The organism is Gilliamella sp. W8128, from assembly GCF_016100545.1.
Lineage (GTDB): Bacteria > Pseudomonadota > Gammaproteobacteria > Enterobacterales > Orbaceae > Gilliamella > Gilliamella apis.
Genome location: NZ_JACFSE010000001.1, coordinates 194128 through 208794 on the forward strand (window position 1 = coordinate 194128; position 14667 = coordinate 208794).

General features: G+C 31.2%; 15 protein-coding genes and 1 tRNA gene. 12 read left to right on the forward strand and 4 right to left on the reverse strand.

What is annotated here, in order from left to right; all coding sequences use genetic code 11:
* Positions 1-130 precede the first annotated feature (130 nt).
* The 6 genes from H3U97_RS00885 to tusA all read left to right on the forward strand — a co-directional run bounded on the left by H3U97_RS00885 (position 131) and on the right by tusA (position 4411).
* On the forward strand, positions 131-1075 hold the full coding sequence (locus H3U97_RS00885) for a PilN domain-containing protein (RefSeq protein ID WP_198197591.1): 945 nt from the start codon (positions 131-133) through the stop codon (positions 1073-1075).
* Positions 1068-1541 carry a hypothetical protein gene (locus tag H3U97_RS00890; protein ID WP_065651282.1) on the forward strand — a complete coding sequence of 158 codons (474 nt, stop codon included), beginning with the start codon at positions 1068-1070 and terminating at the stop codon, positions 1539-1541. Before H3U97_RS00885 ends, H3U97_RS00890 begins: the two co-directional genes overlap by 8 nt.
* Complete coding sequence (locus tag H3U97_RS00895) at positions 1538-1909, forward strand: hypothetical protein (protein WP_198197594.1); 372 nt, start codon at positions 1538-1540, stop codon at positions 1907-1909. Before H3U97_RS00890 ends, H3U97_RS00895 begins: the two co-directional genes overlap by 4 nt.
* A 29-nt stretch (positions 1910-1938) precedes the next feature.
* Entirely contained in the window at positions 1939-3231 is a 1293-nt protein-coding gene (locus tag H3U97_RS00900; protein ID WP_198197596.1) for a secretin N-terminal domain-containing protein, read from the forward strand.
* Between the two features lie 116 nt (positions 3232-3347).
* The gene (locus H3U97_RS00905) at positions 3348-4154 is read left to right on the forward strand and encodes a Cof-type HAD-IIB family hydrolase (RefSeq protein WP_198197598.1); all 807 of its coding nucleotides are present in this window, start codon (positions 3348-3350) and stop codon (positions 4152-4154) included.
* 26 nt (positions 4155-4180) lie between these two features.
* A complete protein-coding gene (gene tusA / locus H3U97_RS00910; protein WP_034902442.1) occupies positions 4181-4411 on the forward strand; it encodes a sulfurtransferase TusA in 231 nt (76 codons plus the stop codon).
* A gap of 39 nt (positions 4412-4450) precedes the next feature.
* Here tusA and H3U97_RS00915 read toward each other — a convergent pair whose 3' ends face one another.
* Complete coding sequence (locus tag H3U97_RS00915) at positions 4451-4855, reverse strand: protein YgfX (protein WP_086360794.1); 405 nt, start codon at positions 4853-4855, stop codon at positions 4451-4453.
* Positions 4856-5292: 437 nt separating this feature from the next.
* Between H3U97_RS00915 and H3U97_RS00920 the strand changes: the two genes are divergently transcribed.
* The 6 genes from H3U97_RS00920 (at position 5293) to H3U97_RS00945 (ending at position 10286) form a co-directional block, all read left to right on the forward strand.
* Entirely contained in the window at positions 5293-7833 is a 2541-nt protein-coding gene (locus tag H3U97_RS00920) for a penicillin-binding protein 1A (protein ID WP_370545665.1), read from the forward strand.
* 13 nt (positions 7834-7846) lie between these two features.
* On the forward strand, positions 7847-8410 hold the full coding sequence (rsmD, locus tag H3U97_RS00925) for a 16S rRNA (guanine(966)-N(2))-methyltransferase RsmD (protein ID WP_198197600.1): 564 nt from the start codon (positions 7847-7849) through the stop codon (positions 8408-8410).
* Positions 8410-8667, forward strand: a complete 258-nt coding sequence (locus tag H3U97_RS00930) for a DUF1145 domain-containing protein (protein WP_198197602.1) — start codon at positions 8410-8412, stop codon at positions 8665-8667. Before rsmD ends, H3U97_RS00930 begins: the two co-directional genes overlap by 1 nt.
* Before the next feature lie 71 nt (positions 8668-8738).
* Positions 8739-8814, forward strand: a tRNA-Gly gene (locus tag H3U97_RS00935).
* Between the two features lie 456 nt (positions 8815-9270).
* The gene (locus H3U97_RS00940) at positions 9271-9852 is read left to right on the forward strand and encodes a DUF2867 domain-containing protein (protein ID WP_198197604.1); all 582 of its coding nucleotides are present in this window, start codon (positions 9271-9273) and stop codon (positions 9850-9852) included.
* A 152-nt stretch (positions 9853-10004) separates the two neighbouring features.
* On the forward strand, positions 10005-10286 hold the full coding sequence (locus tag H3U97_RS00945) for a YciI family protein (RefSeq protein WP_065579349.1): 282 nt from the start codon (positions 10005-10007) through the stop codon (positions 10284-10286).
* Positions 10287-10400: 114 nt separating this feature from the next.
* On the opposite strand, the gene H3U97_RS00950 is transcribed toward H3U97_RS00945, so the two are convergent.
* The 3 genes from H3U97_RS00950 to H3U97_RS00960 are packed head-to-tail and all read right to left on the reverse strand — an operon-like array spanning position 10401 to position 14362.
* Positions 10401-11837 (reverse strand): hypothetical protein, encoded by a 1437-nt coding sequence (locus H3U97_RS00950; RefSeq protein WP_198197606.1) that lies wholly within the window; start codon positions 11835-11837, stop codon positions 10401-10403.
* A 3-nt stretch (positions 11838-11840) separates the two neighbouring features.
* Positions 11841-13211 carry a DUF6384 family protein gene (locus tag H3U97_RS00955; RefSeq protein ID WP_065579347.1) on the reverse strand — a complete coding sequence of 457 codons (1371 nt, stop codon included), beginning with the start codon at positions 13209-13211 and terminating at the stop codon, positions 11841-11843.
* Complete coding sequence (locus H3U97_RS00960) at positions 13211-14362, reverse strand: merozoite surface protein 3b (protein ID WP_065579346.1); 1152 nt, start codon at positions 14360-14362, stop codon at positions 13211-13213. Before H3U97_RS00960 ends, H3U97_RS00955 begins: the two co-directional genes overlap by 1 nt.
* Between the last annotated feature and the right edge of the window lie 305 nt (positions 14363-14667).

Below are 14667 nucleotides of genomic sequence, written 5' to 3' on the forward strand. Positions count from 1 at the left end.
ACCCTGTTCGGTTTAATTTTAGACATTTTTTGGATGATACTTCGCAAATATGCATATTGTTGGCTTATCTCCAGTTAATTATGATTATGATTTTTGATATCACCAATCAACATTATTTAAGATTCATATGATGTTTTTTAATAAAAAATGTGCTGTTATTACAATCGAACCAGAAATATTAAGCTATCAAGTGGTAACTATTAAAGCCCTTAACGAACATTCTAATAATAAAAATTTAGCTGATATTCCTTATCAAAATTCGACTGATATTGAGCAACTGATACAAAATTTAAAAAAACAGCAGCCAAAATTAACCGCAATAGCACTGAATTTAGGCCAAAGTTACGTTCAGTTTCAGAAAACGGCTTATCCTGAGGTGAAGTTAAATTCAGCAGAATTAACTTTATATGTAAAATCAATAATCAGTAAACAATTTCAGTTACCGGCAAACAATATGTTTTTCGACTTTGTGTCATTAGCAGACCATCCGAAAACTATTATGATTGCTATTTGTGAGAGTGATACAGCCAATTATTGGATAGATTTATCCAAAAAACATGGTTTAACTTTGCTTTCTATTAATAGTAAGTTTGAAAATATAAGATTTAATTTTTTACCCTGGCGCCAGCAAAAAGCAAGGCAGCATCAGTTTCAATTACTACTTTTCATGGTTAGCTTTATTGGTTTATTGAGTTGTTTCTTCTTTTATCTTTTACTTGATAGCCAAACTACATTTACTCAATATTCGAAACGGCTATCAACACAACAAGCGCTAGAACAGCAATTGTCTGCTCAATTAGCAAGTTTTATTCCTAATCCTTCACCAAGTCAAAAACAGATTCAACAATCGCTACAAATGTTTGCAGAAATTCTGCCGGAGACAATTTGGTTAAGATTGTATGAATATGAAGCACAAAAGATAAAAATTACCGGTCAAAGTATTAATTATGTAGATATTATTAATTTTAATCAGCAACTTTTATCCAGTCATGAGGTAAATAGTAGCCAGGTGAAAAATATTGAAAATATTGGAGACAGTTTGTTATTTCAAATGGATATTGAATTAAATGAATAATGATTTTTTTTATAGACCTATTTGGCAACAATATTTAATCAGCCTTTTGTTACCTTCAATTGTGTTTTTTATCTGTTATCAGTTTTTTATTCAAGAATTAAAACAACAAACTGAGATGCAAATTACAATATATGAAGAAAAGAAAACGACAATTAAATTACTTCAATCAAAAATTGAACGTTATCAATCTGCTAAAAATAGTTCGCTAACTTTACTAACAGAACTTGAGTTTGCTAAAGCAATCAAACGTAATCAATTGCACTTAACTTCCTTTAAATATGAGAAAAATGAATCGTCAAGTTATTGGCATATTGAGCTACAAGGGCAGTTTATTAATTTTATGCAATTTATTAGTGAATTAAATGACAATTTTTATTATTTAGATTTTCAGAATTTTATTATTGATAAACAAGATACTTATTTACTAATTAAATTTAGCATATTGATTAAAAGGGATATTAAATGAATCATTATCTTATTATCAGTTCTTTTTTATTAATGATTTGTTGTTTTAATGTTAATGCAGATATTCATTTAACAAGGGATCCTTTTTTACAAACTATTAATTTTAGTTGTCAGGAGCAGACAGATATTCTTAATAAACAGATTCAAGTTTGGCAATATAAAGGTTATATCCAACGCAGAGAGAACCATTACCAACAATTATGGCTTTTTTCTGAAAATAATTGGTTAGCGATTACTGATAATACTATACCGCATATTTTGTTTCCATGGACTATAAGTGCTGTCTTAGACGATAAACTTTTATGGCAAGCAAGTTTACCTAACTATTGCAATCATAATGTGTTATGGACAATGCCGTTGACAAAATAAGTGACTATTCAAGTTTAAGGTTATAATTAATGTTTAAAATTAGTCAAATATTAAAAAAATTAGCAAAAAAATATTTAAATATTATTATTTTAGCTATTCTTTTTTCTATGTCATGTTGGGCAAATCCTAAAACTTTATCAAGTGCTGAATCGGACGATCTAGTTTCTATAAATTTTTATCAAACAGACATTGCCATAATTTTGCAAGCACTTGCTGACAATAAACAAATGAACTTAGTCATGGTCGATGATTTGTCAACGAAACAAACCATTAAACTACAAAATGTTACATGGCAAAAAGCATTAGCAGTTGTTTTAAATTCTGCAAATTTACGCGCTGAAATTGACGATAATATCTTATTTATATCAAAAGCTGATGATCCAGAGGAGTTGCTTCAAAAAAAATTACTAGAACAAAAAGAACTGCAGTTAAATGAGCCTCTAACTTTACTAACTATTCCAGTTAATCATGCTGACCTTAGTAATCTAGTTGAAACTATTCAATCACAAGGATTATTATCTGAGCGAGGTAAAGCGATTATCGATAAAAGAACTAACTCAATTATTATTACCGATATGTCTAAACAATTTTCTAACATTAAAAAATTAGTTAAAAGTTTGGATCAGCCAATTCCTCAAGTACATATTTCGGCTCATATTGTCACAATGAATAAGCAAAGTATGAATGAGTTAGGCATAAAATGGGGATATACGGGGCACTCATCACAAGTATTGAGTAAGTTTGATGTTGACTTTGGTGTCACCAATGCAGCATCTTCGGTTGGCTTCAATTTAGCAAAACTTTCAGGTAGTTTGTTAAATCTTGAACTTTCGGCACTAGAATCAGAAAACCAGTTAGAAATTATAGCAAGTCCGAATTTGTTAACGGCAAATCAAAATATGGCTTCGATAAAACAAGGCACAGAAATCCCTTACGAAGTTTCAAATGGTGGTAATGGATCAACATCCATCGAATTTAAACAAGCTGTATTAGGTTTAGAAGTTACCCCGAAAATTATTGCTAACGATCAAATGATATTAGATTTATATATCACACAAAATACGGCTGGTCGTTCAATAAAGCGACGTGATGGAGGCGAAGCGCTAGCTATTGAAACACAGGAAATTAGAACGCAAGTCAAAATTAAAAGTGGCGAAACTGTTGTATTAGGTGGAATTTTCCAACAAATTAATAATGTTAGTAAAAATAGCGTTCCAGGCATTAGCAATGTACCCATTATTGGTAATGCTTTTAAAAATAAAGCAAAAAAACAACAAAAAAGAGAATTAGTTATCTTTATTACGCCGCAATTAGTTGAGTAAATAGTCATGGAGTTGTATCATACTCAATCTTATTTTGTTACTTTGTTTTGAGCATATTAACTCACAGCAAAATATAGTCGCTAAAATTACAATTTATTATAAAAGTTGAGAATATCATGTTTCATTTTGTCGCTTCTGATTTAGATGGTACTTTGTTAAATACTGAGCATAGCTTATCGCCATTTACTAAAAAAATTCTTCAAGCTTTACGTCAAATGGGAATTCACTTTGCCTTTGCTACTGGTCGACACCATATCGATGTTGGCCAAATGCGCGAAAATATGGAAATCGATGCTTTTATGATAACCGCAAACGGCGCCAGAGTTCATGATAGTCGTGGTAATTTAGTTTTTAGTCGCAGTTTTGAAGCTAATATAGCTTGTGAATTAGCACAAATTTGTCAGGACAGTCCATATATTTATACACATGTTTATCGTGGTGATGATTGGTTAATTAATAAACCAGATGCATATTCGCTTAGTTTTTTCACTGATACAAAATTTAAATATCAATTCTTCGACCCGCGTAACTTTGCTACTGATGATATTGCCAAAATTTATTTTACCACTTCTGATGTTGCACATAACCATCACTTAGTCGAACTAAAACACAAAATTGAACAACAATTTGGTAAAAAAGTTAGTATTGCTTTTTCCACAGCAAACTGTCTTGAAGTAATGGCGGAAAATGTAACTAAAGGTAGTGCATTAAAGTTAGTGGTTGAAAGCTTAGGTTATCAACTTAAAGACAGTATTGCCTTTGGTGATGGTATGAATGATTATGAAATGTTAAAAATGGCCGGGAAGGGCTGTATTATGAAAGATGCGAGCCCTGAACTTAAGTCGTTACTTCCTGAACTTGAAGTAATTGGCTCTAATGCTGATGATGCTGTACCTCACTATTTAGCTAATCTTTTACTTTAATTTGAATAGTTATATTAACCATAAATATGATTGTTGATAAAGATCTTAATACTCTGGGCCTGCGTTGCCCAGAACCCATTATGTTAGTTCGTAAAGCGATTAGAGAATTAGCTGTTGGCCAAATTCTACATGTTATAGCTGATGATTTGGCTACAACTCGTGATATTCCTAGCTTTTGTCGGCATATGGACCATCAATTAGTTAACGCGCAAATTGAATCAGTACCATTTGAATATTGGATTAAAAAATCACATTAATAAATTGATCTGAATAATTCTCCATTAAATTCATTTTCATTATGATAAATCAATTTGTTTTAAATGATAGTGTAATGTTCGCCAATCATTAGGCGTAAGGTTATCGATCATTAAAAACAGTACTCTTCTTTTGCCATCGCGACATGATTTTAGATTTAAAATTACCACATAACGTAAAAGAAGTGGTTTTCGCATTAAATGCCAACGTTGTTTATGCCAATAAATTTGGTGTATATAATCAAATAATGCCAGTTCACCTTTAATAGTTCTGAAATAATTGACACTACGCCACCATTCAACGATTAAAACTAAAATTAAAATATAGGTATAACAATTTAGATATGTATTGGCAAACTGAATTAAGCTGATGATTATTAAAATTAAATAAAAACAGCAAGAACCTAATAATTGTAAAAAAGATGGAGTAAGGTTTGTGCTCCACATATTGTTACTCTTTAATTAGATGTAAAACACAATTATTTAATCAATTTATTTGTTTTATTTAAAAATATAAAAATATTGTGAGATAATACGTAAAATCCTTGAATAATTTACTGGCAATACAGTTAAAATCGACAATTTTTTCACAATTTTGGCACTGTTCTATCATGTATTGATGGTAATTTATTAATCAACGTATTAGTAACGAAATATAAGAATTGCAATTAATTTTAAGCTAAATTTCTCATTTAAATTAAAAGAGTTAATGGTTAAACATCTGATTCAAATATTATTTGAAATATAGATAATTACTGCTTTTTATTTTGAGTCTTATCGAGTAAGTAGTATACTCGTCGGTTAAAAATGATTTGATATAATAAATATAACAACAGTTTTATTATCTTTTTTTGATCAAAAAATCAATTGGATAGGAATGATTTGTGATAATACTAAAAATATTAAAATTTTGTCTTAAACTTTTTATAGGTTTATTTCTTTGTGGCTTAATTATAGGTATAGCTGGTTATAGCTATTATTCAAAAGATTTACCGGATGTTGCAACATTAAAAGATGTTAGATTACAAACACCTATGCAAGTGCTAAGTAAAGATGGTGAATTGATTGCTGTCTTTGGTGAACGTCGACGAATACCATTAAAATATGATGAAATTCCACCAATTGTCGTAAATGCTGTTATTGCTACCGAAGATGCTCGTTTTCATGAACATTTTGGGATTGACCCAATTGGTATTGTGCGAGCAATGTATGTAGGATTAAAACAAAAAGGCTTTTCACAAGGTGGTAGTACTATTACTCAACAAGTTGCTAAAAACTTTTTCTTAACACCGGAAAAAAGCATATCTCGTAAAGTAAAAGAGATGATTATTGCTATTCGTATGGAGCAAGAATTATCTAAAGACGAGATAATGGCGTTATATCTTAATATGATCAATTTTGGATCGCGAGCATATGGTATTGCTGCCGCATCATTTACCTTTTTTGGTAAAACACCTGATCAGTTAACCGTAGATGAAGCCGCGTTACTTGCTGGCTTACCAAATGCTCCTTCAGCGTTTAATCCGATTTCTCATCCAGATAAGGCGTTAATTAGACGTAACTGGGTCTTGGGACGAATGTTAGACCAATCTTATATTACTCAAGCTGAATATGATGAAGCAATTAAGAAACCTTTAAATGCAAGTTACCATACGCCAAATATTGAATTTTCTGCACCATATGTTGCCGAAATGGCAAGACAATTTATGTACGATAAATTTGGTGAAAATGCCTATACTGACGGTTATAAAGTTTATACAACCATCTCTAAAACTGATCAAGTTGCAGCAACTGAAGCAGTTCAAAAACATATTATTGATTATGATATGCGACATGGCTATCGAGGCCCCGAAAAAGTCTTATGGGAAAATAATGAGCCAGCATTAAACGAAGAGCAAATCCAAGAAGCCTTACACAAATATATTTGCTATAGCGGTATGTGCCCAGCAGTGGTATTAGAATCGAATGATAAGGAAGCAACAGCTGTATTATCTGACAAAAGTAATATTACTATTGCTTACCAAGATATGAAATGGGCAAGAAAATTTATTAATGATAATCAACAAGGTGCTTTGCCAAGAAAAGTTAATGATACGTTAAAAGCAGGTCAACTAATTTGGGTAAAAAAATCTGGTGATAATTGGGGCTTAGCGCAAATACCAGCTGTTAATGCCGCATTGGTTTCTCTTGATTCGGATAATGGGGCTATTAAGGCAATTGTTGGTGGTTATGATTTCAATTTAAGTAAATTTAATCGTGCAACACAAGCATTACGTCAGTTAGGTTCTAATATAAAACCATTTATTTATACAGCAACTTTAGAACAGGGCTTAACCATGGCAACGCTACTTAATGATGCACCTATTGTGCGGACTACTGGAAGTGTAACATGGCGTCCAAAAAATTCACCTCCTAACTATGCAGGGCCTTTAAGAATGCGAATCGGTTTAGGAATGTCTAAAAACGTGATGATGGTAAGGGCTTTACGTGCTATAGGTATTGACTATGCGGCAACCTATTTAGAACGTTTCGGATTCCCGAAAGAAAATATTTCTCATAATGAATCGTTGGCCTTAGGTTCTGCATCATTTACACCTTTACAAGTTGCTAGGGCATATTCAGTAATCGTGAACGGTGGCTATTTAATTACGCCATATTTAATTGAAAAAATTGAACACGACAATGACAGTGGTGTGATTTATCAACACCAACCATTAATTGCTTGTCATAATTGTAACGATGAGGTTGTTAAATTTGATTCAGTTTCTGTATCGCTAGATAACGTTGAAAATGAATCGAATGAAATAGGTAATGAAGAGCCAGAAGAGGCAAATCTTAAGTCAGAAGATAATCTAATCCTACCTGATATTAATAATGATAACAAAACCGTTGATGTAACACCTAAATATGCGCCACACACGGTTGATAGCGGTATTGCTTATATTATGAAAGATGGATTACGTACCATTGTTTTTGGTGGTTCGGATTGGCAAGGTACAGCATGGCGTGTAAAAGCCTTAGGTCGAAAAGATGTTGGTGGTAAAACTGGTACCACTAACCAATCGAAAGATGTCTGGTTTTCTGGATTTGGTGGCAATATTGTCACATCGGTTTGGATGGGCTTTGATGATCACCGTCGTGCTTTAGGGCGGACTTTCCGTGCCGAAGCTGGTGCAGTTACAGCTAACCCAGTCTGGGTTGACTATATGAAAGTTGCTCTTGAAGATGTGCCAGAAAAACAAGATGTAAAACCAGATAATGTGATTTCAGTGACAATTGATCAACGAACAGGAATGTTACCAGGTTCTGGTGCAAGAACAATGTCAGAATACTTTATTAAAGGAACAGAGCCAACTACATATGGATCACAAGAAGTTGGTACTAGTGTGACGGATTCACAAGGCAATACTCAAGAACTATTCTAAGTAAGGTTATTATATGAATGGTTCAATAAGAATTATTGGTGGTAAATGGCGCGGTAGAAAATTATCAGTTCTTGATAAACAAGGCCTGCGTCCAACCACAGATAGGGTAAAAGAAACTTTGTTTAATTGGTTAATGCCAATTATACAAAATAGCAATTGTTTAGATTGTTTTTCTGGTAGTGGATCATTAGGTTTTGAAGCTGCATCACGTGGAGCTCAATCAGTCACATTATTAGAGAAAGACAAGCAAACAGCTAATCAGTTGAAAAAAAATAAACAACTCATTGCAGGTGATAATATTGATATTTATGCAACCGATACTTTTCAATGGTTAGATAAACCTGCGCAAAAACAATTTGATGTTGTTTTTATCGATCCGCCTTTTCATCAATCATTGATTGAAAAGACAGTACAACTTCTTGAAAATAATCATTGGCTTACTTCATCAGCTTATATTTACATCGAGTCTGAAACAAATCATGATCTAACTAGTTATATCCCATCAAATTGGTATTTACATCGGGAAAAAACCTCCGGCCAAGTTCATAGTTATTTATTTATACGAGAAGAAAAATAATGTTTATACTTTTGGGCAAATCAATCTATTCATTTATATGGTTATTTTTATTATTTAACTTAGTTCATCCATTTCCAAAACCAGCCAATATTGTCGCTTACTTTGGATTGGCCGCATTTGTTATAACTCATGGCTTACAAGCTTGGCTATTACAATCAACGATGACCAACCAGGAAAAGCAGCAGGATAAATTTAGAGCACTTAGACTTTTTATTTTTGGTGTTTTTGAAACACTTAGCTGGAAGAATAAAAAATAACGGTTAAAAAAGGTTGCCATAGACTAATATTTTTGTATAATGCTCACCACTTCTTTCGAAGCAATCAATATGCGGGAATAGCTCAGTTGGTAGAGCGCAACCTTGCCAAGGTTGAGGTCGCGAGTTCGAACCTCGTTTCCCGCTCCAAACTCATTCCAAAGTGAAAAATATTCAAATTCGAATTATCATTTATAAATTAGAAAATTCTGAAATTATAGACTAATGACAATCTTTTTATTGTTTCTTTATACCTATCTATTTTATCGTCTTATCTACTCTTATTGAGATCAGAAGTTTGGTATCGACTACACAATTTAAAAGAAGTAAGTCCCAACTATGAACCGGTTATATTTCTACTATAGAGTCGAATAGTTTTTTTATTTAATTATATATAACCTTATTTTGTTATGCTCATATATTCTATTAAACTATCAACAAATAACCTTACATTCAGCGGTAGGTATTTGGCATACGGATATAATAAAAAAATGGCCGTGTTGCGCCATTAAATTCCGTTAATACCTCAACGGGTTTTTGGTAGAAAAATAACTAAAATTAAATAAAACTGCAAGTAATAACTATTTATATGTTATTGATTGATAAATGTATAATCTTACTGCAAAATTAGCTAATAATTTTATTTACTTGCCAATTGAGTTAGTGATGGATGCTAAGAAAACAAATATTATTAATAAATTAAATAGTTTATTAAACCATCAGGTAACTTTAATTGCGGAAGATATTGATTATTTAAGTTATCAAACAGCCTCTATTCCTTGTGATATTTCTGCTTATGATTCTTATAGAATAATGACTCAATCTCAACCTAAATGGCTTAAAATATTGTTTCAGATGAGAGATTTTATAGGCAGAATTGTAGGAATTAGAACAATAAAAGGTTTTGAACAGTTAAGTGAAAATATACCTAATATTGGTGATATAGTGCATTTTTTTAACGTGATGGAGTTAGAAAAAAATAAATTAACTTTAATCATTAGAGATCATCATCTAGATGTTTGTTTACATCTTTGTTTAATTGAAGATAATGATAAACAAAATAAATTATATGTAATTACGTCAGTCAAAAATCATAATTTTATCGGCAAGTTATATATGGCACCAGTGTCTGTACTACATCCATTGATAGTTAATAGATTATTGAAAAATCTTAAAGCTAAAAAATGAATTTACTAGTAAATCCGGATTGATTTTTTGATTGCACAATTAAACATCGTTAATTTTTTATGATTAAAGATCATAATAAGCCAAACTTTTTAGTTCTGAAAAATTTAGCTAAAGATTTACCTAAATAATTTAAAATATATAAGGAATATATAATGATAATTGTAACTTTTAAGTTTAAAAAACCTTTGGAAGAATTGTTAGCTAAATTTGAAGAACATAATAAATTTTTAGATGAGTATTTTGCCAACAATAAGTTTATCGCGTCTGGTCCTTTAGAGAATAAAACAGGTGCGATTATTGTAGTAATGAGTGATTCACTTGAAGAAGTTAAAAATATTATGAAATTAGATCCGTTTTGTATTTATGATCTTGTTGATTTAGAATTTACTTTATTTCAAGCGAATAAAATTTCTTCTAACTTATTAAGTAATTAAATTTACATTATCTGATTTAATGGGTTAAAAGTAGGTTGCATTCAATGCACCTACTTAATCGAATAATTTAGGAAATATTAAAAAACTTACTTCAATAAAACTAATTTTTTCTATCTAAAAACTATCCGTAGTACGATATCCCCCACCACCGGATGAAGAGCTCGATGAATAACCATTCCCACTGGATGAGGAGCTTGAAGAACTTGAAGAACTTGATGAAGTTCGACTACTACTGGATGACCAGCTTGATGATGAGCTACTTGAGCGCCTAGAAGATGATGAACTTGAGCTACTAGATATCGACCAGCCACTATCTGTACTTGAGGAAGTTGTATTATTTCTTAGCACGCGTCTAGCTAGAAGCTCCATAACGATTTTTTCAGGAGAATCACCATATTCTATTAAATTATTTAGTAGGTTATTAAGTGTTTTTGAAGAAATTTTATATTCATAAAAAGAACTAGGTATATTATTTTGCCTAAATAAATTCAATGTTTGATTAAAGCGAATAAAAATATCTTCAAGTTTGCCAATTGATTGTTGAAAATGAGGAATACGTTGTTCAAGTTGTTTTATTTGTTTACCTAATTCAGGAATTCTTTTAAGTAATATATCATCTTCTTTGGATTTAGTTTGTAAGGTTAGCTGTTCAAGTTTTTTAAGTGACTGATTTTGCAATAATTTACCCAGTTTTGAAGATAAATTTTTAAACTGAACGCTGTCTCCTGATTGTGTGTCATTTAATGTATTATAAGCCTCTTGCTTTTGGCGCTCAGCTTTAGCTAAATCATGTTCAATTTTTGCTAATTCAGTTTTTAATTGCGGCAGCTTCAAACTGTTTTCAACGTGTTGTTCTTTGCTATTTTTTTGTTTTAATGCCAAATCGTATAATTTTTTCTGATTATCGTATTTAAATTGCGATTCTTTCATTAAGGATTCAAGTATTTTTTGGTTTTTATAATTTTTATTGAAATGAACAAAATCAGCTAGCGATTCATCCAGATGTCTAAAAATCCAACGACCCTTATAATTATCTTCGCCATAGTTTCTCTTGATTAAATAATTGTAATAGCTATTTTTACTGTACTCGGCTAATTTTTTTGAGAACTCCTTTTGGCATGCTTCATAATCTTTGGTTACTTTTTCTAAACTTTCTTGTTCGATAGTAAAACGATTAAACGATGAAACGTAATCAGGATCGCTTTCCAGTTGTAGTACCTTTTGGGTGGTAAGTTCATCTAACTTTGCAAGAGTATTTGTCAATTGCTGTTGATATTGACTAGTTTGTTTTTCTAATTTAATAAGCTTGCTATTTAAGTCACTATATAGTCCTTGCAATTGCTTAATAATATTTTGGACTTGAAAATCACCATTTTCCGGTGATTCTTTTAAATAGATGGCAGCAATTTTTTGATAAATAATAGCCTGTTCATTCTTTAAATTGAGAATATTATCAAGGGTATCTTGCCTTTCTTTATAAGCCGTATCTAAAGTGACTTTAATCCCTTGTGCTTGTTCATAAATGTTATTTTCAATTATTTTGGTCTGCATGGTTTACCACTCTAAAATCCTACCTGATTTCACTGATTTTGGACAATTGAAAATTAAACGTCCTTTCGGTTTAGCACAGAGTTTATTGTTATCAATATGCCCATCTTGCATTTTATCAGCTTTAACACTGTTATATTTTTCTAAAGTGACTTGTTGACCAAATGTATTTACCAATTTTGATTCTCCAGTTTCAATACTTTGTACCCATAATGAATCTGAATGGTTATTGGTTGTCATTGGTCTGACAATCAAGTACCAAGATTTACCGTTAGTATTGTCATGAGTACGTTCTACTCCTGATTTATAATTTGGATGATCAACAATGGTTAACGTTAAATTGGTTTGTGCCAGTTTAATATAATAAGCCATCATTTCTTGATAATGCTCGACATGCTCAAAATTCAAATTTTTTAAATCAGAACTTAAGGCATTTTGTAAAGCAATAACCTCACTCATATCAGAGTTAGGTACGTTTAATGTTTGTAGTTGTTTAGTATCAGATAAAATTTTATTTTCAAGAGCTTCAGCACGCTCAACGGAATGATAAAGTGTTTCTATTGGTTTAACATCAATATCTTGTTGTCCTTGATTAAGATTATCAAGAATTTTATCAACAGAAATTTGTAAAATAGGGTATTTTTTAGTTGCCACTATAAACTCTTCATTTTGAATTAAGTTGGCCAATTTTTTATCCTTTTCAAGTAATTCACTTAATTCTGTTATTTGTCTGGTGATCTCAGGTAAAGAAGAAGCGATTGAGTTATCAAGTTCTTTCAGATTATTAAGTGTTTTCTGATTCATCTCAATCGTTGGCGATGAAATCTGTGTTGATTCAGTAACAGGAAGATTAATCTCTTGATTGAGTAATTGAGTGATTGATTTTTTTAATTTTTTTACAGGAACTTGTGCAAAGTAAACTGGAAGTTTATCAATTTGCAAAAATTTATTGTTAAGATCATTTAAGGTATTTTTTTGAGATAAAAAATGACTATAAGTCGTATCGATATTATCATAAATTTTAAGAATATTTTTTAATATGCTGAAGTTGATCAACAATAAAATAACTAAGATCGTCCCAATAAAAGGATAAAGTATATTTCTTTTTATGTAACAAAAAGCAAAAAAACGAATTAACCAACTACGTTTAGGTGCAATAAATTGTAATCTTTTGTTAAACCAAAGATTAATTCCCTTCTCAATGATTTCATCATTAACAATTTGCCCCTTAGCTTGATAATAATTTTTTATATTTTCTGCTAAGTTTGTACGCAAAGCGTTATGATCAAGGTGCTCAAGTAATAATTGTTGCTTTTGATAAAGTTCGTCAATGATTGCCATTGCACCTAGTTGGTCACTAAGCTTAATATTTGACATTAATTATTAGCCTTTAAAATAATATTATTAAAGCGTTGTTTACCGTCTTCAACAATACGATCTATCTCTTTCGCATTATCAATTGATTCATTACGTAATTCGATAATTAACTGCTGACTTGATTCTTGATAATTGACAATTGCATCGACCAAAGCACGTAACGAATCCGCTTTAATGGTTGAGCTATATCCAGCACGTAAACTTTCTTCTAATTGCTTATTACCCGCAGAAGCAATGCTTTCAATACCTTTATTCATGCCATCTTTCATCGCTTCTAACGTTTTAGTACTTTCGCTTAAACCAGTTAAGGAAGTGATTGATGCACTTAATGCAGTAAAGACAATTTCATTGGTGGAAAAAAAGCTAACACTTTGTTGATAAACTCTTTCTTTCACTGAAGTTGTTTGTTGTATACGGGCAAAGACGGCTTCTGCTGAATTATAAGAAACGGTTAAATTATTGGCTAAATCCAATATTATTTGATAACGGTTGTCTTCTTGTTGGACATTACGTAATGCTTCATCTCGGATAAGCTCTAAACGCGCTTTTGCCACATGATCATCTTCTTTAAAATTATCCACATCGTTAATGGCTAAAGATAATTTATCTTTACATTCTTCAAGACGAGCAGTTGCTATTTGAACTAATTCTTCGGCAGTGATTTGAGCTTGTTTCAATCCAAATCGAAAGTCTTGATAAGCATTTAGAATAATATGTTCACGTTCAATTTGATTGCCAGTTTCTTGTGATACTTGTAAATATGTCTTTTTTATAAGGTTGAATCGATCAGGAATAGAACCTCGTTGTAGTTTCATCCAACCTATTTTTATTTTTTCAAAAAAATCTAATCGACCATCATCCAGCCAACCTAGCATCTTTTCCATATCCGTTCGGATACTATCAAAATGATTAACAATTTTGGTATAACGTTGTGAAACTTCAACGCCATCAATTTGTTCACGAACTACTTGGTTAAAAGCACTTTGTTGTTGTAAAGTTCGTGCTATTGCTATAACTCGATTTTTATCAATCTCTGCAACATTATCCAATAACTTTAAAATTGGGGCATCGGCTTGTGGTTTAATAATAATTCCGATTTTATTTAATAATTGTACTGCTCTATCAATATAAGGTATGACCTGACTAGACATTTCTAAATCCTTTAATGTTTATTATTACATCGGCAAATTGGCTAAATTATATCTTAATATATTGTTTACAACAATTTATCTCAATGACCTTTTAGATTATTAAAATAACCATCAAAGACGATAGTTTTAAATATAAATGGCCATTAATCATGATTTAGTTTACTAGATGTGAAGGGTTTTCTTTTGCCTGATTTTCTATTTTGATTTTTACGTAGCGTTATTGATTTCGAATTCAAGTTATTGCAAGTGGCTAAAATTTCACCTAACTTATTAAATAATTAAGTTTATATTATCTGAACCGAGCA